The sequence below is a fragment of the Mesorhizobium kowhaii genome, assembly GCF_003253745.1.
In the GTDB taxonomy this organism is placed as follows: Bacteria; Pseudomonadota; Alphaproteobacteria; order Rhizobiales; family Rhizobiaceae; genus Mesorhizobium; species Mesorhizobium kowhaii.
In genome coordinates this window covers 996063-1022970 of the sequence record NZ_MZXV01000032.1, presented here as the reverse complement: position 1 = coordinate 1022970, position 26908 = coordinate 996063, and the positions used below count along the sequence as shown (strand labels likewise).

Annotated in this window: 31 protein-coding genes and 1 pseudogene; 18 read left to right on the top strand and 14 right to left on the bottom strand. The window is 64.5% G+C overall.

Translation table 11 applies throughout. The features are described from left to right. Window positions 1-148: 148 nt before the first annotated feature. The 3 genes from B5V02_RS17770 to B5V02_RS17760 form a co-directional block, all read right to left on the bottom strand. Window positions 149-493, bottom strand: a complete 345-nt coding sequence (locus tag B5V02_RS17770; RefSeq protein ID WP_111545366.1) for an antibiotic biosynthesis monooxygenase family protein — start codon at window positions 491-493, stop codon at window positions 149-151. Next, the gene (locus B5V02_RS17765) at window positions 490-822 is read right to left on the bottom strand and encodes an NIPSNAP family protein (RefSeq protein WP_111545365.1); all 333 of its coding nucleotides are present in this window, start codon (window positions 820-822) and stop codon (window positions 490-492) included. Before B5V02_RS17765 ends, B5V02_RS17770 begins: the two co-directional genes overlap by 4 nt. A 97-nt stretch (window positions 823-919) precedes the next feature. Further along, window positions 920-1129 (bottom strand): DUF1127 domain-containing protein, encoded by a 210-nt coding sequence (locus B5V02_RS17760; protein WP_111545364.1) that lies wholly within the window; start codon window positions 1127-1129, stop codon window positions 920-922. A gap of 68 nt (window positions 1130-1197) precedes the next feature. On the opposite strand from B5V02_RS17760, the gene B5V02_RS17755 reads away from it, so the two are divergent. After that, the gene (locus B5V02_RS17755; protein WP_111545363.1) at window positions 1198-1872 is read left to right on the top strand and encodes an ArsR/SmtB family transcription factor; all 675 of its coding nucleotides are present in this window, start codon (window positions 1198-1200) and stop codon (window positions 1870-1872) included. 135 nt (window positions 1873-2007) lie between these two features. On the opposite strand, the gene ligD is transcribed toward B5V02_RS17755, so the two are convergent. Further along, window positions 2008-4533, bottom strand: a complete 2526-nt coding sequence (gene ligD / locus B5V02_RS17750) for a DNA ligase D (RefSeq protein ID WP_111545362.1) — start codon at window positions 4531-4533, stop codon at window positions 2008-2010. A gap of 14 nt (window positions 4534-4547) precedes the next feature. Continuing rightward, a complete protein-coding gene (ku, locus tag B5V02_RS17745; protein ID WP_111545361.1) occupies window positions 4548-5420 on the bottom strand; it encodes a non-homologous end joining protein Ku in 873 nt (290 codons plus the stop codon). 376 nt (window positions 5421-5796) lie between these two features. On the opposite strand from ku, the gene B5V02_RS17740 reads away from it, so the two are divergent. After that, entirely contained in the window at window positions 5797-5943 is a 147-nt protein-coding gene (locus tag B5V02_RS17740) for a hypothetical protein (RefSeq protein ID WP_111545360.1), read from the top strand. Window positions 5944-6122: 179 nt separating this feature from the next. After that, on the top strand, window positions 6123-6581 hold the full coding sequence (locus tag B5V02_RS17735) for a thiol-disulfide oxidoreductase DCC family protein (protein WP_208647088.1): 459 nt from the start codon (window positions 6123-6125) through the stop codon (window positions 6579-6581). Between the two features lie 121 nt (window positions 6582-6702). Here B5V02_RS17735 and B5V02_RS17730 read toward each other — a convergent pair whose 3' ends face one another. After that, a complete protein-coding gene (locus tag B5V02_RS17730; RefSeq protein WP_425374397.1) occupies window positions 6703-7008 on the bottom strand; it encodes a DUF1850 domain-containing protein in 306 nt (101 codons plus the stop codon). Between the two features lie 152 nt (window positions 7009-7160). Between B5V02_RS17730 and B5V02_RS17725 the strand changes: the two genes are divergently transcribed. Beyond that, entirely contained in the window at window positions 7161-7523 is a 363-nt protein-coding gene (locus B5V02_RS17725) for a YciI family protein (protein ID WP_111545479.1), read from the top strand. Beyond that, window positions 7520-8767, top strand: coding sequence for an RNA polymerase sigma factor (locus tag B5V02_RS17720; RefSeq protein WP_167458523.1), 1248 nt, complete (start codon window positions 7520-7522; stop codon window positions 8765-8767). Before B5V02_RS17725 ends, B5V02_RS17720 begins: the two co-directional genes overlap by 4 nt. Before the next feature lie 20 nt (window positions 8768-8787). Here the strand turns inward: B5V02_RS17720 and B5V02_RS17715 are convergent, their stop codons facing one another. From B5V02_RS17715 to hrcA, 6 genes are all read right to left on the bottom strand, one after another. Next, window positions 8788-9414 (bottom strand): glutathione S-transferase family protein, encoded by a 627-nt coding sequence (locus tag B5V02_RS17715; protein ID WP_111545359.1) that lies wholly within the window; start codon window positions 9412-9414, stop codon window positions 8788-8790. Between the two features lie 345 nt (window positions 9415-9759). Then, a complete protein-coding gene (gene cysK / locus B5V02_RS17705) occupies window positions 9760-10740 on the bottom strand; it encodes a cysteine synthase A (RefSeq protein WP_111545358.1) in 981 nt (326 codons plus the stop codon). Window positions 10741-10953: 213 nt separating this feature from the next. Next, window positions 10954-11571 carry a LysE family translocator gene (locus B5V02_RS17700; RefSeq protein ID WP_111545357.1) on the bottom strand — a complete coding sequence of 206 codons (618 nt, stop codon included), beginning with the start codon at window positions 11569-11571 and terminating at the stop codon, window positions 10954-10956. A 174-nt stretch (window positions 11572-11745) separates the two neighbouring features. Next, entirely contained in the window at window positions 11746-13116 is a 1371-nt protein-coding gene (locus B5V02_RS17695) for a PQQ-dependent sugar dehydrogenase (protein WP_111545356.1), read from the bottom strand. 111 nt (window positions 13117-13227) lie between these two features. Then, complete coding sequence (locus B5V02_RS17690; RefSeq protein ID WP_111545355.1) at window positions 13228-13425, bottom strand: hypothetical protein; 198 nt, start codon at window positions 13423-13425, stop codon at window positions 13228-13230. A 186-nt stretch (window positions 13426-13611) separates the two neighbouring features. Continuing rightward, window positions 13612-14697 (bottom strand): heat-inducible transcriptional repressor HrcA, encoded by a 1086-nt coding sequence (hrcA, locus tag B5V02_RS17685; RefSeq protein WP_111545354.1) that lies wholly within the window; start codon window positions 14695-14697, stop codon window positions 13612-13614. 199 nt (window positions 14698-14896) lie between these two features. Here hrcA and rph point away from each other — a divergent pair, with 199 nt between their 5' ends. From rph to B5V02_RS41565, 6 genes and pseudogenes are all read left to right on the top strand, one after another. Further along, window positions 14897-15613: a ribonuclease PH gene (gene rph, locus B5V02_RS17680; protein WP_111545353.1), complete on the top strand. Its 717-nt coding sequence runs from the start codon at window positions 14897-14899 to the stop codon at window positions 15611-15613. A 22-nt stretch (window positions 15614-15635) separates the two neighbouring features. Beyond that, complete coding sequence (locus tag B5V02_RS17675) at window positions 15636-16046, top strand: VOC family protein (protein ID WP_111545477.1); 411 nt, start codon at window positions 15636-15638, stop codon at window positions 16044-16046. Further along, a complete protein-coding gene (rdgB, locus tag B5V02_RS17670; RefSeq protein WP_111545476.1) occupies window positions 16046-16723 on the top strand; it encodes an RdgB/HAM1 family non-canonical purine NTP pyrophosphatase in 678 nt (225 codons plus the stop codon). Before B5V02_RS17675 ends, rdgB begins: the two co-directional genes overlap by 1 nt. Continuing rightward, the gene (gene hemW / locus B5V02_RS17665; RefSeq protein WP_111545352.1) at window positions 16720-17883 is read left to right on the top strand and encodes a radical SAM family heme chaperone HemW; all 1164 of its coding nucleotides are present in this window, start codon (window positions 16720-16722) and stop codon (window positions 17881-17883) included. The genes rdgB and hemW overlap by 4 nt, the downstream gene beginning before the upstream one ends. Before the next feature lie 140 nt (window positions 17884-18023). Then, the gene (locus B5V02_RS17660) at window positions 18024-18311 is read left to right on the top strand and encodes a GIY-YIG nuclease family protein (RefSeq protein WP_111545351.1); all 288 of its coding nucleotides are present in this window, start codon (window positions 18024-18026) and stop codon (window positions 18309-18311) included. Between the two features lie 350 nt (window positions 18312-18661). Beyond that, window positions 18662-18784: pseudogene (locus tag B5V02_RS41565) on the top strand (EamA family transporter); the annotation flags it as partial. Between the two features lie 73 nt (window positions 18785-18857). Here the strand turns inward: B5V02_RS41565 and B5V02_RS17650 are convergent. Next, window positions 18858-19043 (bottom strand): hypothetical protein, encoded by a 186-nt coding sequence (locus B5V02_RS17650; protein WP_111545350.1) that lies wholly within the window; start codon window positions 19041-19043, stop codon window positions 18858-18860. A 146-nt stretch (window positions 19044-19189) separates the two neighbouring features. Between B5V02_RS17650 and rsmI the strand changes: the two genes are divergently transcribed. Together rsmI and B5V02_RS17640 are read left to right on the top strand one after the other, a co-directional pair. After that, window positions 19190-20101: a 16S rRNA (cytidine(1402)-2'-O)-methyltransferase gene (gene rsmI, locus B5V02_RS17645; RefSeq protein ID WP_167458521.1), complete on the top strand. Its 912-nt coding sequence runs from the start codon at window positions 19190-19192 to the stop codon at window positions 20099-20101. Beyond that, window positions 20094-20471: a YraN family protein gene (locus B5V02_RS17640; RefSeq protein ID WP_167458520.1), complete on the top strand. Its 378-nt coding sequence runs from the start codon at window positions 20094-20096 to the stop codon at window positions 20469-20471. The genes rsmI and B5V02_RS17640 overlap by 8 nt, the downstream gene beginning before the upstream one ends. A 94-nt stretch (window positions 20472-20565) precedes the next feature. Here B5V02_RS17640 and B5V02_RS17635 read toward each other — a convergent pair whose 3' ends face one another. Beyond that, window positions 20566-21372, bottom strand: a complete 807-nt coding sequence (locus tag B5V02_RS17635) for an undecaprenyl-diphosphate phosphatase (protein WP_111545348.1) — start codon at window positions 21370-21372, stop codon at window positions 20566-20568. Window positions 21373-21532: 160 nt separating this feature from the next. Between B5V02_RS17635 and B5V02_RS17630 the strand changes: the two genes are divergently transcribed. From B5V02_RS17630 to B5V02_RS17605, 5 genes are all read left to right on the top strand, one after another. Beyond that, window positions 21533-22225: a glutathione S-transferase family protein gene (locus B5V02_RS17630; RefSeq protein ID WP_111545347.1), complete on the top strand. Its 693-nt coding sequence runs from the start codon at window positions 21533-21535 to the stop codon at window positions 22223-22225. Next, window positions 22206-23360, top strand: a complete 1155-nt coding sequence (queG, locus tag B5V02_RS17625; RefSeq protein WP_111545346.1) for a tRNA epoxyqueuosine(34) reductase QueG — start codon at window positions 22206-22208, stop codon at window positions 23358-23360. Before B5V02_RS17630 ends, queG begins: the two co-directional genes overlap by 20 nt. Further along, window positions 23357-24280, top strand: coding sequence for an SDR family oxidoreductase (locus B5V02_RS17620; RefSeq protein WP_111545345.1), 924 nt, complete (start codon window positions 23357-23359; stop codon window positions 24278-24280). Before queG ends, B5V02_RS17620 begins: the two co-directional genes overlap by 4 nt. Window positions 24281-24344: 64 nt before the next feature. Beyond that, complete coding sequence (gene mepA / locus B5V02_RS17615) at window positions 24345-25436, top strand: penicillin-insensitive murein endopeptidase (RefSeq protein ID WP_111545344.1); 1092 nt, start codon at window positions 24345-24347, stop codon at window positions 25434-25436. A 390-nt stretch (window positions 25437-25826) separates the two neighbouring features. Then, window positions 25827-26873, top strand: coding sequence for a glucokinase (locus B5V02_RS17605; protein WP_111545343.1), 1047 nt, complete (start codon window positions 25827-25829; stop codon window positions 26871-26873). Window positions 26874-26908: the final 35 nt, after the last annotated feature.

The window sequence follows — 26908 nt, the reverse complement described above, 5'->3', positions numbered from 1 at the left end:
GCCCACAAGCTTGGTGCCCAGAAAAGCCTCCGCCAAGCTCAACTGACCCGTCCGCTTCACTGCCATCCTGATGTCCTCCGAGCTTCTGTCTCAGAGAATCACAACCAGCGAATTACGCAACAGGCCCACAAGGGGAGAAGGAAGAACCTCACCCATTCACCGCCCGGCTATCCGCTGGCGCCTCGGCCCTTTCAGTCAGCCCATAATCGCGCACGACATGGGCGATGCGCAGACGGTAGCCGGCAAAGATACCGCCACGGCCGGCCTTCTGCGCCTGCCGGTGTTCGTCGGTGTTGCGCCAGGCCTTGACCGCCTCCTCGTCGCGCCAGAACGACAGCGACAGGATGCGGTTCGGGTCGGCCAGGCTCTGGAAGCGCTCGATGGAGATGAACCCATCGATGCCGTCGAGCAGAGGGCGCAGGTCAGCAGCGATGCCGAGATAGGCATCGCGTCTGCCGGCTGCCGGCTCGACCTCGAATATGACGGCGATCACGGCAGCACCAGTTTCGCGTGTGGGCCGGAAGCCAGTTTCAGGAACATGCGGTCCTCCTTGAGGATGAATTTTTCGAGGCGGGCGAATTCGTAGTTTGCCTTGCCGGCGGGGTCGGCGGCAAGCCGCGCGCGATAGGCTTCGTAGGCCGCCAGGCTGTCGATGTTGTAGGCGGCATAGGCTGTCGTGGCCGAGCCCTCATGTGGCGCGAAATAGCCGATGAGGTCGGCGCCGCAGCGCGGAATAGCCTGGCCCCAGTTGCGCGCATATTCCTCGAAGGCAGCCTTGCCGAACGGGTCGATCTCGTAGCGGATGAAGCAGGTGATGGTCATGGTCGTCTCCTTGGCGGGTTGATTTCTTCTTGCGGGGACATTTCGAGCGGGGTCGAAGCATCCCCAGGGTCGATGTGCTAGGCATTTCCCTTGCGGATCATGCCTGCCAGAAGGATTTTGCGCATTCGCGGCGCACGTCTTCCGGCGCCAGGCCGAGATCGCGCAGCAGGTGGTCGTCGATCTCGGCGAGGTCGAGGCGCTGCAGATGGCGGTCATACCAGCGGGCCAGTTGCCGCGAGCGGATCCAGGTGACGAACGGGAACGATCGGCGGCTAGGGAATGGTGCGGAAGTGGAAGCGGTTGTCATCGTCGTCTCCTTGATCTGGTCGGAGAATAATGCTTATCTGACAAGAATGCTTCGATGAGGAACGAACTATGCGTGAAGGACCCGACATCGCTCGCATCGCCAGCCTGGTCGGCGACCCGGCGCGGGCAAACATGCTCAACGCGCTGATGGGCGGCACGGCATTGACGGCGAGCGAACTGGCGCTCGAGGCCGGCGTGTCGCTGCCGACGGCCAGCTCGCATCTGTCCAAGCTGATGGAGGGCGGGCTGTTGACGCTGGCGAGCCAGGGTCGGCATCGTTATTACGGCCTCGCCGGGCCGCAGGTGGCGGGCATGATCGAAGCCATCACCGGTGTCGCCGCTTCCGTCGGGCCGCAGCGTGTCCGGCCGGGTCCGCGTGACGGCGCGATGCGCGTGGCGCGCGTCTGCTACGATCACCTTGCCGGCGAGCAGGCCGTGGCGATGCTCGATCGTCTCGTCGAGAAAGAAATCCTGCTGCGCGACGACAAGGAGATCAGGCTCGGCCAATTGGCGGCATCGCATTTCGCGGCAATAGGCATCGATGTCGATGCCAAGCCGCGCCGGCCGGTCTGCCGCGCCTGCCTCGACTGGAGCGTGCGGCGTTCGCACCTCGCCGGCACGCTGGGCGCCGCCATCCTCGACAAGATCCTTTTGGAAAAATGGGCGCGCCGCGAAAAGGACAGCCGCGCGGTCATTTTCTCGCCGCCGGGCAAGCAGGCTTTCGAGAGGGTGTTTTTGGGCTGAGAGGCCGGGGCTGATTTCGCGATGTTAGCGGGACAACACCCCCTTGCGGGAGGAGATGTCCGGCAGGACAGAGGGGGGTGGGAAGGATCGCTACATCCGCCATTCGGCTGACGCTGGATCCGTCATCTTCGTCTCTTACCCCCGCTTCAGCACCTTCCCCTGCTTGAAGAAATCCGCCCACGGATCGGCTTCCGCCAGCTGCTTCAAGGTCGTCTTGTCGCCGATTGGAAAGGCGTTCGGCGCCAGCCCGGCTTCTATCTCGGCCCAGGTCACAGGCATCGACACGGTGGCGCCTTTCTTGGCGCGCGACGAATAGGGCGCGACCGTCGTCGAGCCCCGGCCATTGCGCAGATAGTCGACGAAGATCTTTCCGGTGCGCGCCTTCTTCGACAGCGTCGCCGTGTAGCGGTCGGGCGAGGCCTGTTCCAGCGCCTTGGCAAAATCATGGGCGAAGGTCTTCACCGCGTCCCAATCCGCCGATGGTTTCAGCGGCATCACGATGTGAAATCCCTTGCCGCCCGACGTCTTGACGAAATTCGGCAGCGACAGCTCGTCAAGTTTGCCTCTGATATCGAGTGCCGCTTCGCGCACCGCCTTCACGTCGACGCCTTCATCGGGGTCGAGATCGAAGACGATCTGGTCCGGCAGTTCCAGCGCATCGACGGTGCAGCCCCAGATGTGGATCTCGACCACGCCGTACTGGACCAGTGCGGCAACGCCGTCGAAATCGCGGATGAACAGGATCTCCTCGCCGTCGGTCGGGTCCTTCATCCGGGCGATCTTGTCGCTCATGCCGGCCGAGGCATGTTTCTGGAAAAAGCGCGGGCCGCCGACGCCGTCTGGCGCCCTGACCAGGCTGAGCGGCCGGTTGACGATGAACTGTTCCATGCGCGGCCACACCTGCGCGTAATGGTCGAGCAGGCCTTGCTTGGAGATCTTTTCCTCGGGCCATAGCAGCTTGTCGGGGTGGGAAAGTTTTACGCTGGTCGTCATCGCTCCGGCAGATTTACCAGCGCCGCTTGATGCCGGCTTCGCCTTCGCCAGGCTCCTGTCGGTCGATGCCTTCCCTGTCGATGCCTTGGGCTTTTCCTGCACGACTTCCTCCGCCGGCTTGTCCTCGCGCAATCCCTGAAACGAGGCATGGCGTATTATACGGTCCGATGTCCAGCTGCGGAACTCCACTTCGCCGACCAGTTCTGGCTTCACCCAGACCAGGCCCTTGCCTTTCGGCACGGCCTTGTCGAAGGGCGAATCCTCCGCCTTCAGCGCGTCGAGTTTTGTCTTGAGGTCGGTGGCGCCCTTGGCGGAGAAGCCGGTGCCGACGCGGCCGGCATAGTGCAGCCTGCCATCCTCGTGATAGCCGACCAGCAGCGAGCGCAGTCCGCGCCCGGTTTTGTCCGACGCCAGATAGCCGCCGATGACGAATTCCTGCCGCGCCGTGCATTTCGACTTCACCCAGGACGGGCCGCGTCCGCTGCGATAGGGCGCATCGGCGCGTTTGGAGACGACGCCTTCCAGCCCCATGCGGCAGGCATGCTCCAGCATGATCTTGCCGGGTTCGGCAAAATGGTCGGAGAAACGGACTGCCGAATTCTCTGGCTGCTTGCCCAGCAGGTCCTGCAAGGCCTGCTTGCGCTCGACCAGCGGCTCGCCGCGCAAATCCTCGCCGTCGAGCCGCATCAGGTCGAAGACATAGTAGACGAAGCGATCTGTCCGCTTCGCCGACAGATCCGCCTGCAGCAGCGCGAAGGACGAAACACCGCTGTCGGCCAGCACGACGATCTCGCCATCGATGATGGCATCGCTGCATTTCAGCGCAGCGAGTTCCGCCGCGATCGCACCGCCAAACCTCTCCGTCCAGTCGAGGCCGGTGCGGGTCAGCAGCCGCACCTCGGTGCCGGCAATCTGGGCCTGCATGCGATAGCCGTCGAACTTCACCTCGTGCAGCCAGTCCTTGCCCGGCGGTGCATCCCGCTCCAGCGTGGCGAGCTGCGGCTCGACAAAATCGAGGCGCTTGCCGGCCTTCGCCTTGCCGGCGGCCGGCTTGTTGGAATGCCAGAGCTTCGGCTTCTCACCCCTGGCGGTCTTGCCCTCACCGACCTCCTCGATCGTCAGGCCGGACTTCACCGATTCCGGCGCCTCCTTCAGAATATCCTCGCCGGGACGCGCCGCGGCATCGTCCGACTTGATCAGCAGCCAGTTGTCGCGCTTTTCGCCCACGCGCGGCTTCAGCCGCACCAGATGCCAGAGCCCATGCAATTTATGGCCTTTGAGCTCGAAGCTGATATGGCCCTTCTTCATCGCCTTGGCCGGATCGATCTCGGGAACCCAGGTGCCCTCGTCCCAGACGATGACCGAGCCGCCGCCATATTCGCCCTTGGGAATGGTGCCCTCGAACGGCGCGTAGTCGATCGGATGGTCCTCGACATGCACGGCCAGCCGCTTTTCATGCGGGTCAAGGCTCGGGCCGCGCGTCACCGCCCAGCTCCACAGCACGCCGTCATGCTCCAGCCGAAGGTCGTAATGCAGCCGTGTCGCGGCATGCTTGTGGATGACGAAGATACCGCCCGCCTTGGCGTTCTTGCCGTGCGCGGCCTTGCCGGCCGGCTCGGCGGTCTTCTTGAAATCGCGCTTGGAGTGGTACTGTTCGAGGTTGGCCATGGCTTCCCCTGTCCTCAGGCCGACTTGCGCTTCGCAGCAACGGCTTTCGGCTTGGCGCCTTTGGCCGCCGGTTTGGCTTTCGCCGATGGGGAAGCCTTCGCTGAGCCGCCATCCGACGACAGGCTCTTCTTCAGCGCGTCGAAAAGGTTGACGACATTGGAGGGTTTGGGTGCCGCCTTGGCCGTGGGCGCCTTCTTGCCGGCCTTCTTGGCGCGGATCAGCTCCAGCAGCGCGTCCTCGTATTTGTCGTCGAACTTCGAGGGATCGAACGTCGCCTTCTTCTTGTCGATGATAAGCTCGGCCAGATCGGTCATCTCCTGGTCGGTCTTCACCGACTTGATGTCGCCGAACACGGTGTCCGGCTGCCGCACCGTGTTGTCGTAGCGCAGCGTCGTCAGCACCATGCCCTTGCCGAGCGGTTCGATCACCACCGGGCGTTCGCGTTGATAGAGCACGATGCGCGCCAGCCCGGCCATCTTCTTGCCGGCCATGGCATCGCGGATGACGGCGAACGCCTCCTCCGACACCTTGTCGGCCGGCGCGACATAGTAGGGCGTGTCGAGATAGATCTGCTCGATCGAGGATTTGTCGACGAAACCATCCAGCGCCATCGTGTGCGAGGACTCGATCTGCACCGCTTCGATCTCGTCCTCCTCGATATGGACGAAATCGTCCTTGTCGATTTCATAGCCCTTGATCTCGTCGCCGTCGCCGAGAGGCTTGCCGGTTTCGGCATCGACATAGATGCGCTTCACCGTGTTGCCGGTCTTGCGGTTCAGCACCCGGAACGAGACCTTCTCGGTGTGGGTGACGACATTGGTCAGCTCGACGGCACAGGTGACCAGCGACAGCTTCAGATAACCCTTCCAGGCAGGACGCGGCGCCATAATATCTTCCCTTCCAGAACCAGATGAAGGTGAGAACGGACAGACCCCGGTCCAGTTCCGCCATAGCGCGCTGATCGGGAGGACAAGGCGCCTGAGGCGTTGTGGCGGCAAGCACGGAAATTTCACGGGCGCGGCAAAAATTGAAACAGAACCGCACGCAGGCGACATTCAAACGAAACATATGTGATGCAAAAGTCACATTGGCCGAAATGTCGACGAACCACACGGAAAGACCCCGAATCAGCCGCATTCCGGCCATGAACCAAGGCCTTTTCGACCAGATATTAACATCGTGTTCACCGACTATTCACGCCTCGACGCTATGATGCCCGCAAATCGGAAGGGACATCCGAAAATCGGGACAGGGACAGGTAAAATGAACTTCCTCACGCACCTCATCGGCTATGCCGCCGCCATCCGCGAATTCGTTGCGCCGACCTATCGGCCGGAGCGCTACTACATGCGCGGCCCGGGCCCGGCCTGTGCGCGTCGCGGCAATTCGCTCGGTGTGAGCGCGCACTGATCATGAGCTTCGAAAATCGCCACGACAGCCGGATCTGCCGGCCGGCCGCCGAATCCCGCGCTACCACCTATCGCGCCGAGCGTCCCGCTCTCGTCGACAGGCGGCGTGCGACATCGCCACGGCTTTGATGCCGCCTCCGGCTGGCTTAGTGTCATCAGACACAAGCAGCCGAGGCCCGCGTGACCGAGCTTTCCCATTCAAGTCGGGCCAAGTCAAGCCGTCCCTCTGAACCCTTCGATCCCAGTCATCCGCTGATCGTCTTCGATGGCGTCTGCGTGCTGTGCTCCGGCTTCGTGCGCATGGTGGTCAGGCTCGACCGCCAAAGCCGCTTCCGCTTCGCCACCGCGCAGTCGCCGTTCGGCGAAGCGCTGTTCAGGCAACACGGGCTGCGCACGGATTCTTACGAAACCAATCTCGTCCTGGTCGACGGCGCCGCCTTCACGCGGCTCGACAGCTTCGTCGCCGTCATGGCGGAACTCGGCTGGCCGTGGCGGGCGGCCAAGGTTCTGTTGCTGCTGCCGCGCCCGCTCCGCAACTGGCTCTACAACCGGATCGCCAAAAACCGCTACGCCCTGTTCGGCAGGAAGGACAGTTGCGACATTCCTCCTCCCGAGCTGCGGGAGCGGTTCCTTGGCTAAAAAGCGTGGCTCCGGGGGAGCAGCGGATGAGGCTTCCCATTGTCGGCGGCTACGGCGCCGTTGGCCGCCCCATCATCCAATTGCTGGAAAACGAAACGCCGCTCACCGGATTGATCGAGCGCTATCGCGGCTGGCTGGAACCGGTGGGTTCGCACGGCTCCAGCACGATCGTGCCGCCGGGCGCCTTGCCCAGCTCACGGCAACCCTGAACCGTGCACAGTGTCTCGCCGTCACCGGTTGCACCGGAGGCGGCGAGCACGACGCGTCGCTGCGGGCCGACCTTCGGCGCATAGACCCGCCAGCCGTCTTTCAGCACCGCGCTTTCCGGCGGCTCCATGCCGGCGCCCGAGCCCTTGACCCGCGCCTCGACCACCTGCAGGCCTGATGCCATCACCGTCCAGTCTTCCTCCCAGTGCGTCCGTTCCACCGAATGCGTTCAGGACTCAGGAAACAGATGGCGGCTTGCACAAAAAGCCATCGGAGCGGAAAGTTTTTCCGCAACCTGTCGAAATCGGGCGATGCCGCGCGACATACGTCTGGCTCGCAAGAACGCGGCCTTCGAAACCACGGGAGATGATCATGCAGTATCTGCTTCTTATCTATTCCAACGAAGCCGGAATGGCAGCCGCACCCAAGGAGGCGCTCACCCAGATGAGCGCCGCCTATGGCGCCTATACCGAAGCGATGAAGAAGGCCGGCGTGTTCGTTGGCGGTGAGCGATTGAGGCCGACAACAAACGCGACCTCCGTGCGGGTGGCCGCCGGCAAGACCAACGTGCTCGATGGTCCCTATGCCGACACCAAGGAACAGCTCGGCGGCTATTACATGATCGAAGTGCCCGACATGGACGCGGCGATTTCCTGGGCGGCGCGCTGCCCCGGCGCCGGCACCGGCACAATGGAGGTGCGGCCGATCTGGCCGATGGCAGAATACGCTGCGTGACAGCTATCGGGTCAGACACTGCCCGGGCGGCTGCCGAGGCCGCCGCCCGGCAGAGCTACGGCAAGCTGGTCGCCTACCTCGCGGCGCGCACACGCGACGTGGCCGCCGCCGAGGATGCGCTGGCCGATGCCTTTGCCGCGGCGCTCGAACGCTGGCCGCGAACCGGCGTGCCCGAAAAGCCGGAAGCCTGGCTGCTGGCGGTGGCGCGGCGGCGGCGCGTCGATGCGGTGCGGCGGCGGCTGATCAGCGAGGCCGGCCGCGATCATCTCAAGCTGATCGCCGAGGAGGTGGAAGCGCGCATGACTGACGAAGACCTGCCCGACGAACGACTGCGGCTGATGTTTGCCTGCGCCCATCCGGCGATCGAGGCCGGCGTGCGCTCGCCGCTGATCCTGCAGACCGTCCTGGGCTTCGACGCGGCAACGATCGCTTCTGCTTTCTTGGTCTCGCCGGCAACCATGGGCCAGCGCCTGGTGCGCGCCAAGACCCGCATCCGTGAAACCGGCATTCCGTTCCGCGTGCCGGAGCGGGCCGAACTCGGCGAGCGGCTGGACGCGGTGCTGGAAGCGATCTACGCCGCCTTCGCCGAAGGCTGGTCCGATCCGGCCGGCACCGAAACGCAGCGCCGCAATCTGGCGACCGAAGGCATCTGGCTCGGCCGGCTGGTGGCTTCGCTGATGCCGGATGAGCCGGAGGCGCTCGGCCTGCTTTCACTGATGCTGTTTGCCGAGGCACGCCGCCCGGCGCGCCGTGATGCGGCCGGAGATTATGTGCCGCTGGCCGAGCAGAAGTGTGCGGACTGGGACGCCGCCTTGATCGACGAGGCGGAATCCCTGCTCCGCCGCGCCGCCACCATGGGCGTCATCGGCCGTTACCAGCTCGAAGCAGCCGTACAATCCGTCCATGCGGCGCGACGGCTGACCGGCCTGACCGACTGGGCCGCGATCCGTAATTTCTACGATGCGCTGTCAGTCATCGCCGGATCGCCGGTGGTGGCGATCAACCGCGCGATAGCGATCGCGGAGGCTGAGGGCGCTGTGGCGGGGCTGGCGGCTCTTTATGTGCTGGGCGACGACAAGCGGCTCAACGACTATCAGCCTTATTGGGCGGCGCGTGCCGGTCTCCTAGCCAGGCTCGGTCAGGTGCCGCAGGCGATCGAGGCCTATGACCGGGCGATCGGCCTTGAGCGCGACCTGGCGGTGCGCCGCTTCCTGCAGGGAAAACGGGCAGCCCTCAGACATTAAGCCTCGCCGTCGGCAGACATTCAGGCCGGCCACATCTCATGTGACGTGTTGAGCGTCTTCATCAGCGGATGGTCGCGCAACCCGGCCCACAAACGTTCCACATTCGGCCACGCCGCCCGCGCCCTGTCTGCGTCGGGGTGCCAGGCCACCAGCATGACGAGATAGATGTCGGCCACCGACATCAGGTCGCCGACCAGCCAGTCACGGCCCTCGAGAGCGGTGTCGAGAACGGCGAAGCCGCGATCCATCTCGGCAATGGCTGCCTGCTTGACGGCCTTCGTACCATCGGCGTCGGTCGTGTAGCGATGGGCGTAGTACAGCCGCAGGATTGCCGGATAGAGCACCGACGACATGAAGGCCATCCAGCGCAGGAAGTCGACACGGGCCGGCGCGTCGACAGCCGGCGCCAGGCCGGCATTGGGGTGACGCTCGGCAAGCAGGATGCAGATCGCCGCCGATTCGGTCATCGAGCGACCGTCCGGCAAGGTCAGCACCGGAACCTGGTTCAACGGACTGATGTCGAGGAACGCCGGATCGGGCCGGTCCGTCTTCGGCACGTCGATCTGCTCGAACGGCGCGTTCGCCAGCGCCAGCGCCGCCTCGACGACAAAGCCGCCGCTGCCGGGACGGGTGTAGAGCTTGTACATGAAATTCCTCCCCCGGCCCGCGCAAAGCAGGCCGGTGGCGATATGAACCGGAAGCAGGGTTCTGCTCAAGCCGGTGGCGGCCGCCACGGGCGGTTTTTCAGCGGTCCAGGTAGCTGCGACAGTGCAAAACTTTTGAAGCCGGAGGGACAGCGCCCCTCTCTGTCCTGCCGGACATCTCCCCCTCAAGTGGGGAGATTGGCAGCTTCGTCGTCTCGCTCACCTTACAGCGTCGACGGTTCGCGAAAGCGGTCGAGCGCGCAATCTCCCCCTCGAGGGGGAGATGCCCGGCAGGGCAGAGGGGGGCGCGAAGGATCGCTACGATTCTATCCTTGGGGAGAGTGCGACCTAAGCCCCCAGCCCCTCAAACAGGATCGTCGACAGATAGCGTTCGGCGAAGGACGGGATGATCACCACCAGGTTCTTGCCCTTGTTCTCCGGCCGCGAGCCGACGACGATCGCCGCCTGCAGGGCGGCGCCCGACGAGATGCCGACCGGCACGCCTTCGAGGCGGGCGACGAGGCGCGCATTGGCGACCGAATCCTCGTTCGAGACCTTGACGATCTCGTCATAGATCGTGGTGTCGAGGATTTTTGGCGCAAAGCCGGCGCCAATGCCCTGGATCTTGTGCGGGCCGGGCTGGCCACCCGACAGCACCGGTGAGGATTCCGGCTCGACGGCGACGACATGCACCGAGGGCTTGCGCTTCTTCAGCACCTGGCCGACTCCGGTGATGGTGCCGCCGGTGCCGATGCCGGCGACGAAGATATCGACCTCGCCATGCGTATCGTTCCAGATTTCCTCGGCCGTCGTCGTGCGATGGATTTCCGGATTGGCCGGGTTTTCGAACTGCTGCGGGATGATCGCATTGGGGATCGTCGCCGCCAGCTCGTCGGCCTTGGCGATGGCGCCCTTCATGCCTTTCGGACCTTCGGTCAGCACCAGCTCGGCGCCGAGCAGCGCCAGCATTTTCCTGCGCTCGATCGACATCGTTTCCGGCATCGTCAGGATCAGCTTGTAGCCCTTGGCGGCCGCGGCGAAGGCAAGCGCGATGCCGGTGTTGCCGGAGGTCGGCTCGATCAGCGTGGTCTTGCCGGGAGAAATCTTGCCGGCCGCCTCCAGCGCCTCGATCATCGCCACGCCGATGCGATCCTTGACCGAGGCGATCGGATTGAAGAATTCGAGCTTGGCGATGAGATTGGCGACGATGCCCTTTTCCTTGGCGAATTTGTCGAGCCGCACCAGCGGCGTGTCGCCGATCGTGTCGGTGATGGAATCGTAGACGCGGCCGCGGCCGGGCACGCGGGCAGGGGTGACGGGCTTGTTCATTGGTTTCGCTCCCAGAACTTCAGGCAGTGAGAATTTCAGGCAAGTGGAGGACTTCAGGCAAATGGCATTGCAGCCGGCAAGATAGGACCTTCGGTCGCGCAAGATAGACTGTCGGCCGAAAATATCGAGTGGGACCCGTGTCTAAAACATAGGGCTCCCGGAAAAGCATTTCCCGGAAAAGCCTGTCCCTGGAACGATTTGGCCGAAAGGGGCCTACTGACGGGCGGCAATCGCCGCCGCGGCGCCGACCATGAAGCCGGCGGCGGTGCGGTTCAGCGCCTTGAGCGCGCGCGGCGACTTCAGGAACCAGCGCGCCTTGGCCGCCAGCGCCAGATAGGGCACCAGCACCACCAGAAGCACGACGATCGTCAGCGCGACGAGAATGCCGTAATCGGCCAGCGTGATCGTCTTCAGGTCGACGATCGTCGGCGTGATGGCGAGGTAGAAGATCATCGTCTTTGGATTGCCGAGCGTGACGGTGAGGCCGGCGAGGAAGTTCGAAACCAGCCCGCCCTTGCCCTTCTTCGCCTCGACCGTTTCGGGCGTGATGCCGCTGGTCCAGAAGCGCCAGCCAAGGAAGGCGAGATAGGCGACACCGAGCCATTTGATGGCGAGAAACACCATGCCGAAGGTCTGCGCGACGAAGGCGAGGCCCAGCACCACGGCAGTCAGATAGGTGAGGTCGCCGAGCATCAGGCCAAAGGACATCGCCAGCGACGAGCGGAAGCCGGAGCCGAGCGCCCGCGCGACAAGCGCGGTGACGCCGGGGCCGGGAATGGCGGCGGCAATGCCGAGAGCGGCACTGTAGGCGAGGAAGCCGGTAAGGGTCATGGGTGCGGCCTTGCGCGTCCAAAGTCTTGGTTTTTATGCATCTCGTTGTCCCAAAACCGCTGCGCACTTTTGGGCGACATGCATTGTGACCGCGCCTTATGACACAAGGTCAGGCAGACGTGAATTCCCTCAAGCCGGATTCGATTGCACCAACGCTGGCGTATGACCACGCCGTCAGGAACGGCCGCCACTGTAGGTGACGCGCCAGATGGTGCCGTTGCCGTCCTCGGTCACGATCAGCCCGCCGTCGCGGGCCACCGCCACGCCGACCGGTCGTCCCCAGACCTCGCCGTTGGAGACGACGAAGCCGGTGATGAAGTCCTCGTACTCGCCAGTCGGCTTGCCATCCCTGAACAGCAATCTCACCACCTTGTATCCGGTCCTGTTGCCGCGGTTCCATGAACCATGCAGGGCCACAAAAGCATCGCCCTTGTACTCGGCCGGAAAACCGGAACCGGCGGGCACGTCCTTTCCGTCGTAGAAGGCGATGTTGAGCGGCGCCGAATGCGCCTGCATCAGTACATCGGGAATGGTCGCCCTGCCGGCAAGATCGGGGCGTTCGCCCTTGTGGCGCGGATCCGCATTGCTGCCGATATAGTACCAGGGCCAGCCATAGAAGCCGCCGTCCTTGACCACAGTCGCATATTCGGACGGCACATTGTCGCCGAGCGCATCGCGCTCGTTGACGACGCACCACAATGCGCCGGTCGCCGGCTGAACCGTCATGCCCGAACAGTTGCGCAGACCGGTGGCGACGATGCGGCCATTCTTGCCGTCGGGGTCGAAGGCCCGCACGTCGGCGCGGCCATCCTCGGAGCCCCATGTGGCGCCGAGCGGCTTGGACTTGGCCCAGGCGTCGAGGCCGCCATCCGGCTCCTTTGTCATGTCCTCGGCGACATTCGAACCCGAGCCGACCGACAGATAGAGCGTCTTGCCATCCGGCGAGAAAACGATGTCACGCGTCCAGTGATGAGTGGCAGGGATGTTGTCGACGATGGTTTCCGGATCACTGGCGGCCTTCAGGTCGCCGTCGCGGTAGGCAAAGCGCACGATGCTGTCTCTGTTGGCGACATAGACCCATTGCGGGTCATTGCCCGGCGGATAGAAGGCAATCCCGTAGGGCTGGTTGAGATTGCCGGCAAAGATGCCGTCCTTCGCCGGCTTCGCGCTGCCTTCGGTCAGGCGATAGACGCGGATCTGGTTGGCTTCGCTGTCGGCGACGAACAGGTCGCCGTTCGGCGCGATGCGCACGACCCGCGGATTGTCGATGCCCGACGCGATCAGCTCCGCCGAAAAGCCCGGTGGCAGTCTCGGCTTGGCGTCCGCCGGCCTGTCGGCAAGGCCGGCGCTGTTCGAGGCAGATTTGGTGACATATGGCCTTGGCAGGTCTTCCGGCTTGATCAGGCGGCGCACCCCTGGCCTGTCGGCACGCCAGTCGCCGAAGGCGGCCGCACCTTTCAGCACCGGTTGCTCCGCCTGCTGGGTCAATGTCGCGGCCGTTAGAAACAGTGCGGCGGGAAACGCCAGCCAAGCCAACCGGATCATTCTGCCCTCCACACCCTGGTTGCAGAGACAGGTTACAAAGAGAACAAACGGGCGGTTTCGTCTATCGTTCCGCGGCACCTGATGAGTTGAAGCGAAACGGAGGGTCCAGCCTCAGTTGCCGGCAGCGTAGAAATCGTCGTCGAGGCGCTTTTCCAGTTCGACGAGATCGGCCGGCAGCGGCAGGCCCATGGCACGCATTTCCCGCAGTTTTTCGCGCAACTGCTCCTGGATTTCGTGCTGATCCTCCGGCTGGTTGACCATTTCCTCGAGCAACAGGCTGATCCGGGCTTTGAATTCTTCGAGCGCCATTGTTTTTCTCCTCGGCAGTCTGTTCTTCGGTTTGGGCTCTAAGGTGTGTTGAGATTCAGGTCAGGCCGAGCCGAAAATGGTGGTTTCCGAGAACCGGAGCGGAGCGTACTTTTCGTACGTGAGCACCGGAAGCGCAGGAAGCCGCCGTTTGCAGGCCGGCATCACCTGAATATCAATACACCTACCTCAACGCAGCATGCGGGAAATCAGCTGCGCCGTATAGTCGACCATCGGCACGATACGGGCATAGTTGAGCCGGGTCGGACCGATGACACCGAGCGCGCCGACGACGCGGGCATCCTTGTCGCGATAGGGCGCGACCACCAGCGACGAGCCCGACAGCGAAAACAGCTTGTTTTCCGAGCCGATGAAGATGCGCACGCCCGATCCTTCCTCGGCAAGGTCAAGCAGCTGGATCAGCCCGTCCTGCGTCTCCATGTCCTCGAACAGATGGCGCAACAGTTCGATGTCGGCCTGCGCGGTGACATTTTCGAGCAGGTTGGCGCGGCCGCGCACGATGAGCCGTGCCGGCAGGCCGCTGTCGGCGCCCGCCCACACCGCCAGCCCCTTCTCGACCAGGTCTTGCGACAGCGTGTCGAGCGCGGCCCTGGTCTCTTCCTTGATGCGGGCAATCTCGATGCGCGCCTCGGCCAGCGTGCGGCCGCGGATATGGGCGTTGAGGAAATTCGAGGCTTCGTGCAACTGGGAGACGGTGATGCCGGCGGGCAGGTCGACGACGCGATTTTCGACGTCGCCATTCTGCGACACCAGCACCGCCAGCGCCTTCGTCGGCTCGAGCTGGATGAATTCGATGTGCTTCAGCGCCACCTCGTTCTTGGCGGCCAGCACCAGGCCGGCGCCACGCGACATGCCGGACAGCATCTGGCTGGCCTCGGTCAGCATGTGCTCCAGCGTCGCGCCCGAGCCCGACGCCCGCACCTGCGCCTCGATGGTGCGGCGCTCCTCGTCGGAGAGGTCGCCGAGTTCCATGAAGGCGTCGACGAAGAAGCGCAGGCCGGTCTGCGTCGGCAGACGGCCGGCGGAGATGTGGGGCGCGTAGATCAGGCCGAGATGCTCGAGGTCGCTCATCACATTGCGGATGGTGGCCGGCGACAGCGAGGATGGCAGGATGCGCGACAGGCTGCGCGATCCAACGGGTTCGCCGTCCTTCAGGTAGGAATCGACGATGCGCCGGAAGATGTCGCGCGAACGCATATCGAGCGACTGCAGCGCCGGCGACAGCAGACTGGGTTCGGCAACTGCCTTGGTCATTCGGCCAAAAACCTCCGGCCCAAGGATATAGACTTCACCACGGCCCGCGCAACCCGGTGTCTGTGTCAGATCACCCGGTGTCTTGAGGCAGATCACGCGGGTGTCTGAGTCAGGTCGCCGGCCATTTTCCTTTGCGCCACGCGCCCCATGTGGTTACAAGCCGGCCAAGAATCCGAAAAATGACGGGAAAGAAGCCTGAATGCGCCCCTCCAAACGCCAATTCGACGAAATGCGCGCCATCTCCTTCGAGCGCGGCGTCTCCAAGCATGCCGAAGGCTCATGCCTGGTGAAGTTCGGCGACACCCATGTCCTTTGCACCGCCAGCCTCGAGGAAAAGGTGCCGGGCTGGATGCGCAATTCCGGCAAAGGCTGGGTCACGGCGGAATACGGCATGCTGCCGCGCTCGACCGGCGAGCGCATGCGCCGCGAGGCTTCTTCCGGCAAGCAGGGTGGCCGCACGCTGGAAATCCAGCGGCTGATCGGCCGCTCCTTGCGCGCCGTGGTCGACCTGCAGGCGCTGGGCGAGCAGCAGATCACCGTCGACTGCGACGTCATCCAGGCCGATGGCGGCACCCGCACCGCCTCGATCACCGGCGGCTGGGTGGCGCTGTATGATTGCCTGCGCTGGATGGAAGCCCGCCAGATGGCCAGCGTCGCCAAGGTGCTGAAGGACCATGTCGCGGCGATTTCCTGCGGCATCCACGATGGCCAGCCGGTCATCGACCTCGATTATATCGAGGATTCCTCGGCCGGCACCGACGCCAATTTCGTCATGACCGGCAAGGGCGGCATCGTCGAGATCCAGGGCACCGCCGAGGGCGAGCCTTTCTCCGAGGAACAGTTTGCCGCCCTGATGGGTCTGGCCAAGAAAGGCATCCAGCGCCTGGTCAGCCTGCAGCAGATGGCGGTGGCGTAATTTTCAAATGCCGAGTTTGAGCGTGACTCCCTCCGCAATTCTGGAATCGGCCCTCTACGTCACCGACCTCGACGCCGCCGAAGCCTTCTACACCGGCGTCCTCGGGCTCGACCTGCTCGGCAAGGTTGACGGCAGGCACCTCTTCTTCCGCTGCGGCTCCGGCGTGCTGCTCATCTTCAACGCCGAGGCGACGAAAGTGCCGCCCGCGCCCGATGCCAGACTGAAAGTGCCGCCGCACGGCGCGGTTGGTGAGGGTCATCTGTGCTTTGCGGCCAGCGCCGACGAGATCGCGCGCTGGAAAACGCATCTCGAGGCGAAGAAGATCGCCATCGAAAGCGAATTCGAATGGCCGCAAGGCGGCCGTTCGATCTATATACGCGACCCCTCGGGCAATTCGATCGAATTCGCCGAGCCACGAATCTGGGGCATATGATGCATTCGCCAACTGTTCATACGCTTGATGGAAAGAAAATTGTCGTGGCCAGCCACAATGCCGGCAAGTTGCGCGAATTCGCCGATTTGATGGGGCCATTCGGTTTCGAAGCGAAATCGGCCAAGGACTATGGCTTGCAGGAGCCGGACGAGACCGGCACGACCTTCGAGGAGAACGCCTACATCAAGGCGCTCGCCGCCGCCCAGGCGACCGGCCTGCCGGCGCTGTCGGATGATTCCGGCCTGTGTGTCGACGCGCTCGACGGCGCGCCCGGCGTCTACACCGCCAACTGGGCCGAAACCCCTGACGGTTCGCGCGATTTCGCCATGGCCATGCAGCGCACCGAAGTGGCGCTGCAGGAAGTCGGCGCCGCCTTGCCGGAACAGCGCAAGGGGCGCTTTGTCGCCGTCATCTGCCTGGCCTTTCCCGACGGCGACGCCGAATATTATCGCGGCGAGGCCGAAGGCACGCTGGTCTGGCCGCCGCGCGGCGAACTTGGCTTCGGCTACGACCCGGTCTTTTTGCCCGATGGCTTCGACAAGACCTTTGGCGAGATGAGCGCTGAGGAAAAGCACGGCTGGAAGCCCGGCCAGCCGACCGCGTTGTCGCACCGCGCCCGGGCTTTCCAGAAATTCGCTCAAGCACGATTGAATCTGACACGATTGGGCTCGGCATGAGCATGCTGCTCGACCGGGCGCCCGGTTTTGGCGTCTACATCCATTGGCCGTTCTGCGCGGCCAAATGCCCCTATTGCGACTTCAACAGCCATGTCCGCCACCAGCCGGTCGATCAGGACCGCTTCGCCAGTGCCTTCGAGGCCGAACTCGCGACCATGCGCCAGCGCACCGGGCCGCGCGAGGTGACCAGCATTTTCCTCGGCGGCGGCACGCCGTCGCTGATGAAGCCGGAAACCGTGGCCAGGGTCCTCGACGCGGTGGCGAAGAACTGGACCGTTCCGGATGGCATCGAGGTGACGCTGGAAGCCAATCCGTCCTCGGTCGAGGCCGAACGTTTTCGCGGCTATCGCGCTGCAGGCGTCAATCGCGTCTCGCTTGGCGTGCAGGCGCTGAACGACAAGGATTTGCGCTTCCTCGGCCGGCTGCACAATGTCGAGGAAGCGCTTCATGCGATTGGCCTGGCGCGCGAAATCTTCCCGCGCCTGTCCTTCGACCTGATCTATGCCCGGCCCGGCCAGACACCGGACGCCTGGCAGGCCGAGCTCGAACAGGCGATCGGCCATGCCGCCGATCATCTGTCGCTCTACCAGCTGACCATCGAGGAAGGCACGCCCTTCCATGCGCTGCATGCGGCGAAGAAATTCATCATTCCCGACAATGACGCCGCCGCCGATCTCTATGCGCTGACGCAGGAGATCACGACGGCGCATGGCCTGCCCGCCTATGAGATTTCCAACCACGCCAGGCCGGGGGCTGAAAGCCGGCACAACCTGACCTATTGGCGCTATGGCGAATATGTCGGTGTAGGGCCCGGCGCGCATGGCCGCTTCGTCGAAAACGGCCGCCGCACGGTCACGATCGCCGAACGGATGCCGGAAACCTGGGCCAATCTGGTCGAAGCCAAGGGCCACGGCGTCACCGGCGGCGAGATCCTGACGCGCTCGGAAGAGGCCGACGAGTTCCTGCTGATGGGATTGCGGCTGGCCGAAGGCATCGACCTTTCCCGCTACGAAGCGTTTTCCGGGCGCGGCCTGTCGAGCGCGCGGCTGTCGGCGCTGCAGGGCGAGGGGCTGGTGGCGCCGATCGGCAACGCCCGCCTGCGCGCCACGCCGGCCGGCATGATCGTGCTCGACGCGGTGGTGGCCGATCTGGCGCGGTAGGCAACGCGCCTTCGTCATCCTAGGGCGGAGCAGGAGCGAAGCGACGTTGCGGAGACCCTAGGATCCATGCCGCGACATCCGCCGAAGAACACGGCGAGTAAAGGATAGCCGTTTGACAGGTTGCAAGCTACCCTTCAACCATGACCGGCTATGTCTACCTGACCGCGAGCCAGAAGCGCGGCACGATCTACATCGGCGTCACCAACGACCTCGGCCGCCGCATTCCGGAGCACAAATCCGGCCAAGGTTCGCGCTTCACCAGTCGCTACGGGGTGCAGCGACTGATCTGGTACGAGGAATATTTTGACATTGTCGATGCCATCCAGCGCGAGAAGTCACTGAAACGCTGGCCACGTCAATGGAAGATCGAGCTGATCGAGAAGACCAATCCAGAATGGTTCGAGCTTTTTCGCGGAACGGGGTGGTGATGCCACCGCGTCCTTGTCATCCATGCCGCGCGCCTTGTGGAGGAATGCGGCGACAGAATTTCTGAATCGTCGCGCCGCTTTGATGTCGCGGCATGGATCCTGGGGTCTGCGCTGCGTCGCTTCGCTCCTTGCTCCGCCCCAGGATGACGATTTCAGGAATCTTGCGGCCAATCTCCAAGCCCTGCGGATTGCACTTCTGGAGGCGCGCGTTTCACGATATCTGGGCTAAATGATCTGGCCGAGCGTTCGCAACCCCACGTTCGTCATCCTCGGACTTGACCGAGGATCCATGCCGCGACCCTTGCGGCGGCATGCAATGGCAGAATTCTGAGCCGTCGCAAGCTGTTGCGCTAGGCGTCGTGCTTGTGGCGGTGTTTGGCGCGGTCCTTCTCGGCGGGCGACTCTCCGGAGCGAACCGGCTTGGTGTCGCCCTTGTCGCCGCGGGCGCGGTGCTGGTCGCCTATCGGGGGTAGCGGCGCGTCGTTGCGGGCGTTTTTCGTTTCAAGACGGGTGATGAAGATATCGAAGCGATTGGGCATCGTCCGGTCAGTGCTCCGTCGTGCTGTCTGGTTTGTTGTCGGAAAGCCTGACGTTCGTCGGCAAGGCGCTTGTGGCCCGCTTGGTCAGGCTGGTGTCGGTCTTGGCAGGCAGGCGCTTGTCCTTGGGTGCGGCAACGCGCTTGCGGCCGGCATAGTAGGGCGCGAAAGCATCCTGTATTTTTAGGCTGTCCATCCTGTCCTCCTCCGGAATCAGGGGGTAAATCTGCCGAAACCGGTTTCGTTCCCTACTGTGGCAAAGGAATGGCGAGGCGGACCCAACGTCAGCTTTTGCAAGCCGGCCTCAGCCGTGCCAAACAAGGTTCGAATGGAGATGCATCGGTGACCGGCGAGACGGGCAAGCGCAGCTATGTGGTCGGGCAGACCGAGATCGCGGCCCGGCCGCTCGAACCGGCGCTCTATCTGGTGGCGACGCCGATCGGCAATCTCGCCGACATCACGCTGCGCGCGCTGGAAACGCTGGCCGCCGCCGACATCGTCGCTTGCGAGGACACACGGGTGTCGCGCGTGCTGCTCGACCGTTACGGCATTCGCCGCCGCACCACGGCCTATCACGAGCACAATGCCGGCGAGGCCGGGCCGAAGCTGATCGCGGCGCTCCAGGCCGGGCAGAGCGTGGCGCTGATTTCCGATGCCGGCACGCCGCTGGTGTCCGATCCCGGCTACCGGCTGGTCGGCGAGGCGCTCGACCATGGCATCCGCGTCGTGCCGATCCCGGGCCCGTCGGCACCACTCGCCGCGCTGACGGCATCCGGCCTGCCCTCCGACGCCTTCCTGTTCGCGGGATTTTTGCCGGTGAAGAGCGGCCAGCGGCTGACGCGCCTCGAAGCGTTGAAAGCCGTGCCGGCGACGCTGATCTTCTTCGAATCGCCGCGCCGGCTGGCCGAATCCCTCGGCGCCATGGTCGAGGCCCTTGGCGGCGAGCGAAAGGCCGCGATCGGCCGCGAGCTGACCAAGACGTTCGAGGAGATGCGCACCGGCACGCTGCAAGTGCTGGCCGACCACTATGCGGCGGCCGATACGCCGAAGGGCGAGATCGTCGTCTGCGTCGGTCCCGCCGAGGCCAAGGCAGACGAGCCGGCCGACATCGATCGCCTGCTTTTGTCGCTCGCCGCCGAAATGCCGGCCTCCAAGGCGGCGGCGGAAGCCGCGAAAATGACCGGCGGCCAGAAACAGGCGCTCTATCGGCGGCTGCTCGAGCTCAGGGATGCTGCTGGAGAGAGTGGTGGCTGAGCGCCCGAGCGCCAGCCGCCAAAAAGCCTATCGGCGCGGTCATCGCGGCGAATGGCTGGCGGCGGCAGCGCTGATGCTCAAGGGCTACCGGATCCTCGCGCGCCGCCACCGCACCCGCTTCGGCGAGATTGACCTGATCGCTCGGCGCGGCGATCTCGTGCTGTTCGTCGAGGTCAAGGCACGCCGCACGCTGATCGAAGCCATGGAGGCGATCGGCCACGAATCGGAGCGCCGCATCGAGGCGGCGGCCGACATCTGGCTGTCGCGCCAGTCCGACTATGGCAAACTGTCGATGCGCTTCGACATGGTCGCGGTGCTGCCGTGGCGCTGGCCGGTGCATGTCGAGAATGCGTTTTATGGAAGGAATTGAGGAAGGGCGAAAACATCCTTCGTCATCCTCGGGTCTGCGCTGCGTCGCTTACCGTGGATGACGACGGCGTGTAGCCCATCACCTCAGGCGCTGCTCACCCCCAGATCATCAACGCCACCAGCCCGACGCCGCCAACCACCAGCCGCCACCAACCGAACAGCGAATAGCCGTTGCGCGAGACGTAATCGAGCAGGAAGCGCACGACGATGAGCGCCGTGACGAAGGCGGCGACGAAGCCGATGGCGATGATCGGCAGGTCGGCGCTGCTCAGCACGTTGCGGTTCTTGAACAGGTCGAAGGCGAAGGCACCGATCATCGTCGGAATGGCGAGGAAGAAGGAGAATTCCGCCGCCGCCCGCTTGTCGACGCCCAGCAGCAGCGCGCCGACGATCGTCGACCCCGAGCGCGACGTGCCGGGGATCAGCGACAGGCACTGGAAAAGCCCGATCTGCAGGTAAAGCCGGGTCGGGAACCGCTCGACGTCGCGGTAGACCGGCTTGAGGTTCATGCGGTCAACCACCAGCAGCACGACGCCGCCGATGATCAGCATGATGCAGATCAGCCTTGGCGATTCGAACAGCACCGTCTTGATGAAATCATGCGCCAGCGCGCCGATGATCGCCGCCGGCAGGAAGGCGATCAAGATGCCGATGACGAAATGCCGCGTCAGCCGGTCATGCGGCAGATCGAGCAGCATTTTCCACAGACGGCGGAAATAGACGCTCAGAATAGCCAGGATGGCACCGAGCTGGATCAGGATCTCGAAGGCCTTGCCGGTCGAATGGAAGCCGAGGAAATGGCCGGCGAGCAGGATATGGCCGGTCGACGAGACCGGGATGAACTCGGTCAGCCCCTCCAGCAGGCCGAGCAGCAGGGCTTCGACGATGGTCTGGCTTTCCATGGCTACCTCGGCATTGGCGTGACGGCTAACAGAACGGCTTGCTTGTCATGGCCTGCAAGTCCCCCTATAGGTCGCAACACCCTGACGGCCCGCTAACCGGGCGGCCAAGACTTACCGGTGCGCCCGGCGATTCGCCAGTGCGCTTTATCATCGCGGAACCATGCTGACGCTTTTCCACCATCCCATGTTCGCCACCTGTCGCTTCGTCCGCCTCGCTTTTGGCGAGTATGGCGAGGAGCTGGCCCTGATCGAGGAAAAGCCGTGGACCCGGCGCAAGGAGTTCCTGGCGCTGAACCCGGCCGGCACGCTGCCGATCCTTTTGGCTGAAGGCGACGTGCCGATCGTCGGCGCAACCGTCATTGCCGAGTATCTCGATGAGACACGCGGCGTCTTGAAGCGCGACAAGCGGCTGTTCGCCGAGGACCCGATGCAGCGCGCCGAAATCCGCCGGTTGATCGACTGGTATCTCAACAAGGCCGAAAGCGAAGTCACCCGCCATCTGGTGCGCGAGCGCGTGCTGAAGCCGGTGATGCCGGAAACGGCGGGCGGCGGTTCGCCCGATTCAGGAGCCATCCGTGCGGCGCGCGCCAACATCCGCCAGCACATGAAATACACCAACTGGCTGGCCGGCACCCGCCATTGGCTGGCTGGCAGCAGGGTCACCTACGCCGATCTCGCGGCCGCGGCGACGCTGTCGGTGCTCGACTATCTCGGCGAGATCGACTGGCGCGAACACGCCGCGGCGCGCGAATGGTACACGCGGGTGAAGTCGCGGCCCTCCTTCCGGCCGCTTTTGACCGACCGGGTGCGCGGCCTGTCGCCGGTGTCGCATTATGCGGACCTCGACTTCTGATCCCGTAAAACTGCGCGCGCTGATCGACGCAGAGGCGCATCGCGCCGGCTTCGATGCCGTCGCCGTCACCACCCCCGATGCGATCCCGCTGGCGCCGGCGCGCCTGGCCGAATTCGTCGCCGACGGCTTTCACGGCTCAATGGACTGGATCGCCGAGACGCTTCAACGCCGCGGCGAACCCACGGCACTCTGGCCGCAAGTGCGCTCGATCATCGTGCTGGCGATGAATTACGGCCCCGATCATGATCCGCGCGAAGTGCTGGCCAAGCGCGACCGTGGCGCCATCTCGGTCTATGCGCAGAACCGTGACTATCACGAGGTGATGAAGGGCCGGCTCAAGGAGATCGCCGGCAAGCTTGTGGCGCGCGCCGGCGGCGACGTGAAGGTGTTCGTCGACACGGCACCGGTGATGGAAAAGCCGCTGGCCGAGGCCGCCGGACTCGGCTGGCAAGGCAAGCACACCAATCTGGTCAGCCGCGAGCACGGCTCCTGGCTGTTCCTCGGCACCATCTTCACGACAGCCGAACTCTTGCCCGACCGGGCGGAGATCGACCATTGCGGCTCCTGCCGCGCCTGCCTCGACGTCTGCCCGACCGATGCGTTCCCGGCGCCTTACCGGCTCGATGCGCGGCGCTGCATCTCCTATCTCACCATCGAGAACAAGGGGCCGATCCCGCATGAATTCCGCGAGAAGATCGGCAACCGCATCTATGGCTGCGACGATTGCCTCGCCGCCTGCCCGTGGAACAAATTCGCCCGGGCTGCCTCCGAAGCAAAACTCGCCGCGCGTGACGAATTGCGCGAACCGCCGCTCGCCGAATTGCTGCAACTCGACGATGCAGCCTTCCGCGCCTTTTTCTCCGGCTCGCCGATAAAACGCATCGGCCGTGATCGTTTTGTCCGAAACGTGCTGATCGCCGCCGGCAATTCCGGCGATGCAGCACTTGCCGGTGCCGTGCGTGTCTTGCTGGACGATGCCTCGCCGCTGGTGCGGGGCGCGGCAATATGGGCGCTGGCGCGGCTCGTGCCCGACGCCGAATATTCCGAACGGGCCGCGACCGGCCTGAAAACCGAGGGCGATGCGGCCGTGCGCGACGAATGGCGTGTGGCGCGGCCAACCAGGGCGCATGCATGAGTGAAAAGCAGATATTCATTTTCGGCGCCGGCTATTCCGGCAAGGCTTTTGCCCGAGCCGGCAAGGCTTTTTCGCGCGCCAGCAAAGCTGCCGCGAGGCTCTCGGGGACGACGCGTTCGCCGGAAAAGTTCGAGGCGCTGCGGCAGGCCGGCATCGCGCCGCTGCTGTTCGACGGCGCACTGACCGGTGAAATCGGCGATGCGCTGGGAAACACAACGCATCTGGTGGTTTCGGTCGCTCCGGAAGAGGCCGGCGATCCCGTGCTGAATGCCGCCCGCGCCGACATCGTGGCCCGGATGCCGGCGCTCGAATGGATCGGCTATCTCTCGACGGTCGGCGTCTACGGCAATTATGACGGCGCATGGGTCGATGAAACGGCCGAGTGCCGGCCGGTGTCGAAGCGCTCGGTGATGCGGGTGGCTGCCGAACAGGACTGGCTGGAACTCGGCCGGGAGATCGGCCGGCCGGTGGCGATCCTGCGCCTGTCCGGCATTTACGGGCCGGGCCGCAACGCTTTGGTCAATCTCGAAAACGGCACCGCGAGACGGCTGGTCAAGCCGGACCAGGTGTTCAACCGCATCCATTGCGACGACATTGCCGGCGCGCTGTGGCAGCTGATCGACGGCAATACCGGCGGCATCTTCAACGTCACCGACGACTTGCCGGCGCCGCCGCAGGATGTCGTCGCCTATGCCGCGTCGCTGATGGGCGTCACACCGCCGCCCGAAATTCCTTTCGACGCCGCCCAACTTTCGCCCATGGCGCGGTCCTTCTATGGCGAGAACAAGCGCGTCGCCAACGCGGCGATCAAGGCGGCGGGCTATTCCCTTCGCTTTCCGGATTACCGCGCCGCCTTCGACCATATGTGGGCAAGCGGCGACTGGCGCGATGGCGAGCCGCGCAGCCCGATGAAGCGCTAATCATCGAAGCGCCGCGCGTTGCATGCTATGATTCGGCCTTGGATTGCGGTGGGGATCCGGTTTCATGAAGACAGCGACGCGGCGATCTCTCGGCAGGAAATCACTGCTGGCCACAGCGCTCGGCCTGTTCGCGCTGGCCGGGCTCGCCGCGCAGCCAGCGGCGGCCGAGGAACGGGCGAAGGATCTGTTCGGTGCCAAGAAATTGCCGGTGGCGACATCGCCGCAGTCGATAGGCTTCTACTCCAAGGGCTGCTTTGCCGGCGGTGTCGCCATTCCCATGGACGGTCCGACCTGGGAGGTGATGCGGCCGTCGCGCAACCGCCGCTGGGGCCATCCGGCGATGATCGCGGTGATCGAGAAATTGTCGCGCGACGCCGCGGCCGATGGTTGGCCCGGCCTGCTGATCGGCGACATTTCGCAGCCGCGCGGCGGCCCGATGATGACAGGCCACGCCTCGCACCAGATTGGTCTCGACGCCGACATCTGGCTGACGCCGATGCCCAGCTCCCCGTTGTCGGTGGCGCAGCGCGAAACCAAGAGCGCCACCTTGATGGTCGACGAGAAGACCCATCTGGTGAAGGACGCACTGTGGACGCCGGCGCATGCACGGCTTCTGAAGCGGGCGGCGAGCTATCCCGAGGTCGAACGCATCCTGGTCAATCCTGGCATCAAGAAAAAGCTCTGCGACACCGTCAAGGGCGACCGCGACTGGCTGCGCAAGATCAGGCCGTTCTGGGGCCACGACTATCATTTCCACATGCGCATCGGCTGCCAGCCGGGCTCGCCCAACTGCAAGGCGCAGGAAGCAACGCCGCCCGATGACGGCTGCGGCAAGCCGCTCGCCTGGTGGTTCACCGAAGAGCCCTGGCGGCCCAACAAGAACCCGGATGCGCCGAAGGCCCGTGACCTGATGACGATGGCGAACCTGCCAAAGGAATGCCGCGCCGTGCTCGACGCGCCGGGTCCGGCTTCTGCCGAGGCCGCGACCTATCATGGCGGCAGCGTGCCGGTCGCGGCCGCAATGCCTGAACCCGAAGTGCCTTCGCTGCCCGCCACCACGGCCAGTGGCGCGGCCGGCTTGCCAAGCTCGGTGAACGCATTCACAGCGACCCCCGAGATCGGCATCCCGCTGCCGCGGCCACGGCCGGGAAACTGACCGTCAGGGGATCGCTCCAGCTTCCAATTTGCGCTGGAGACGAGTCAATCGCCTAAGTCGGCGCTGCACCTCATCGCCTGCCGGGCACTTCTCCCCGTATAGTGACGGGGAGAAGGGGGCTGGCCGCAATGCCGGCGCCTTTCTTGCAACACTGATAAATGGCGAAACCATCGATGGCAGCGCCCCTGTCTCCGTCACTATACGGGGAGAGGATGCCGGCAGGCGGGTGAGGGGCAGCGTCAGCGGTCGGAAAGGCTGATGGGGCGAATTCGAAACCTGAAGCGATTGCCCTTGAGCTAACGCCGAAGCGGCTTTCCCTTTTCAAACTCATGCGCTAGTCAACGGAAGAACGGCGATACGCCGTCGGGGGCGCCGGGGACGGACGAGAGCATGCCAAGCACGGGCGACGACGATACTTTGTTGCGGTTTCCGATCCTGATCGGCGACATTGGCGGCACCAATGCGCGCTTCTCGATTGTGCTCGACGCCAATTCCGAGGCCGGCGAGCCGACCATCGTCCAGACCGCCAACTACAACACCATCGACGAGGCGATCCAGGCGGCCGTGCTCGACCGTTCGTCGGTCCGCCCCAATTCGGCGGTGCTGGCGGTGGCCGGCCCGGTCGACGGCGACGAGATCGAGCTCACCAACTGTCCCTGGATCGTCAAGCCCAGGCAGATGTTCGCCAGCCTCGGCTTGAGCGACATCGTCGTGCTCAATGATTTCGAGGCGCAGGCGCTGGCCGTCGTCGCGCTCGGCGAGGAGCACATGGAAAAGATCGGCGGCGGCACGCCGGAGCCCAATGCCGGGCGCGTCGTGCTCGGTCCGGGAACCGGGCTCGGCGTCGCCGGGCTGGTCTACGCGCTTGCCCACTGGATACCGGTGCCGGGCGAGGGCGGCCATATGGACATCGGCCCGCGCACGCCGCGCGATTTCGAGGTTTTCCCGCATATCGAGAAGCTCGAGGGCCGCATTTCGGGCGAGCAGATCCTGTGCGGACGCGGCCTCGTCAACGTCTACCGGGCGGTGGCCAGGGCCGACGGCAAGCCGTCGCCCTTCACCACGCCGGCGGAAGTCACCGCCGCAGCACTTGCGAAGACCGATCCGGTTGCGGAAGAAGCGCTAGAGACCTTCGTCACCTGCCTCGGGCGCACCGCCGGCGATCTTGCCCTGGTGTTCATGAGCCGCGGCGGCGTGTTCCTCACTGGCGGCATTGCGCAGAAGATCGTGCCGGCGCTGAAGGCCGGCAATTTCCGCGCCGCCTTCGAGGACAAGGCGCCGCACAGTGCGCTGATGCGCACCATGCCGGTCTATGTGATCACCCACCCGCTGGCAGCGCTTTTGGGTCTTGCCGCCTATGCCAGAAACCCGTCGCTGTTCGGTGTGCAGACCGCGGGCCGGCGCTGGCGCGACGAAGTTAGTCACCCCAAGGCATAGGCAAGCCGGCCCCTTGGCGCTAAGAGGAGTGCCGA

What these genes read in the sequence shown, in the direction of transcription:
- B5V02_RS17765 (WP_111545365.1), bottom strand. Translation starts at nt 822, where the DNA reads ATGACCATCACCTGCTTCATCCGCTACGAGATCGACCCGTTCGGCAAG.
- B5V02_RS17760 (WP_111545364.1), bottom strand. Translation starts at nt 1,129, where the DNA reads ATGACAACCGCTTCCACTTCCGCACCATTCCCTAGCCGCCGATCGTTC.
- B5V02_RS17755 (WP_111545363.1), top strand. Translation starts at nt 1,198, where the DNA reads ATGCGTGAAGGACCCGACATCGCTCGCATCGCCAGCCTGGTCGGCGAC.
- ligD (WP_111545362.1), bottom strand. Translation starts at nt 4,533, where the DNA reads ATGGCCAACCTCGAACAGTACCACTCCAAGCGCGATTTCAAGAAGACC.
- ku (WP_111545361.1), bottom strand. Translation starts at nt 5,420, where the DNA reads ATGGCGCCGCGTCCTGCCTGGAAGGGTTATCTGAAGCTGTCGCTGGTC.
- B5V02_RS17740 (WP_111545360.1), top strand. Translation starts at nt 5,797, where the DNA reads ATGAACTTCCTCACGCACCTCATCGGCTATGCCGCCGCCATCCGCGAA.
- B5V02_RS17725 (WP_111545479.1), top strand. Translation starts at nt 7,161, where the DNA reads ATGCAGTATCTGCTTCTTATCTATTCCAACGAAGCCGGAATGGCAGCC.
- B5V02_RS17715 (WP_111545359.1), bottom strand. Translation starts at nt 9,414, where the DNA reads ATGTACAAGCTCTACACCCGTCCCGGCAGCGGCGGCTTTGTCGTCGAG.
- cysK (WP_111545358.1), bottom strand. Translation starts at nt 10,740, where the DNA reads ATGAACAAGCCCGTCACCCCTGCCCGCGTGCCCGGCCGCGGCCGCGTC.
- B5V02_RS17700 (WP_111545357.1), bottom strand. Translation starts at nt 11,571, where the DNA reads ATGACCCTTACCGGCTTCCTCGCCTACAGTGCCGCTCTCGGCATTGCC.
- B5V02_RS17695 (WP_111545356.1), bottom strand. Translation starts at nt 13,116, where the DNA reads ATGATCCGGTTGGCTTGGCTGGCGTTTCCCGCCGCACTGTTTCTAACG.
- B5V02_RS17690 (WP_111545355.1), bottom strand. Translation starts at nt 13,425, where the DNA reads ATGGCGCTCGAAGAATTCAAAGCCCGGATCAGCCTGTTGCTCGAGGAA.
- hrcA (WP_111545354.1), bottom strand. Translation starts at nt 14,697, where the DNA reads ATGACCAAGGCAGTTGCCGAACCCAGTCTGCTGTCGCCGGCGCTGCAG.
- rph (WP_111545353.1), top strand. Translation starts at nt 14,897, where the DNA reads ATGCGCCCCTCCAAACGCCAATTCGACGAAATGCGCGCCATCTCCTTC.
- rdgB (WP_111545476.1), top strand. Translation starts at nt 16,046, where the DNA reads ATGCATTCGCCAACTGTTCATACGCTTGATGGAAAGAAAATTGTCGTG.
- hemW (WP_111545352.1), top strand. Translation starts at nt 16,720, where the DNA reads ATGAGCATGCTGCTCGACCGGGCGCCCGGTTTTGGCGTCTACATCCAT.
- B5V02_RS17660 (WP_111545351.1), top strand. Translation starts at nt 18,024, where the DNA reads ATGACCGGCTATGTCTACCTGACCGCGAGCCAGAAGCGCGGCACGATC.
- B5V02_RS17650 (WP_111545350.1), bottom strand. Translation starts at nt 19,043, where the DNA reads ATGGACAGCCTAAAAATACAGGATGCTTTCGCGCCCTACTATGCCGGC.
- B5V02_RS17635 (WP_111545348.1), bottom strand. Translation starts at nt 21,372, where the DNA reads ATGGAAAGCCAGACCATCGTCGAAGCCCTGCTGCTCGGCCTGCTGGAG.
- B5V02_RS17630 (WP_111545347.1), top strand. Translation starts at nt 21,533, where the DNA reads ATGCTGACGCTTTTCCACCATCCCATGTTCGCCACCTGTCGCTTCGTC.
- queG (WP_111545346.1), top strand. Translation starts at nt 22,206, where the DNA reads ATGCGGACCTCGACTTCTGATCCCGTAAAACTGCGCGCGCTGATCGAC.
- B5V02_RS17620 (WP_111545345.1), top strand. Translation starts at nt 23,357, where the DNA reads ATGAGTGAAAAGCAGATATTCATTTTCGGCGCCGGCTATTCCGGCAAG.
- mepA (WP_111545344.1), top strand. Translation starts at nt 24,345, where the DNA reads ATGAAGACAGCGACGCGGCGATCTCTCGGCAGGAAATCACTGCTGGCC.
- B5V02_RS17605 (WP_111545343.1), top strand. Translation starts at nt 25,827, where the DNA reads ATGCCAAGCACGGGCGACGACGATACTTTGTTGCGGTTTCCGATCCTG.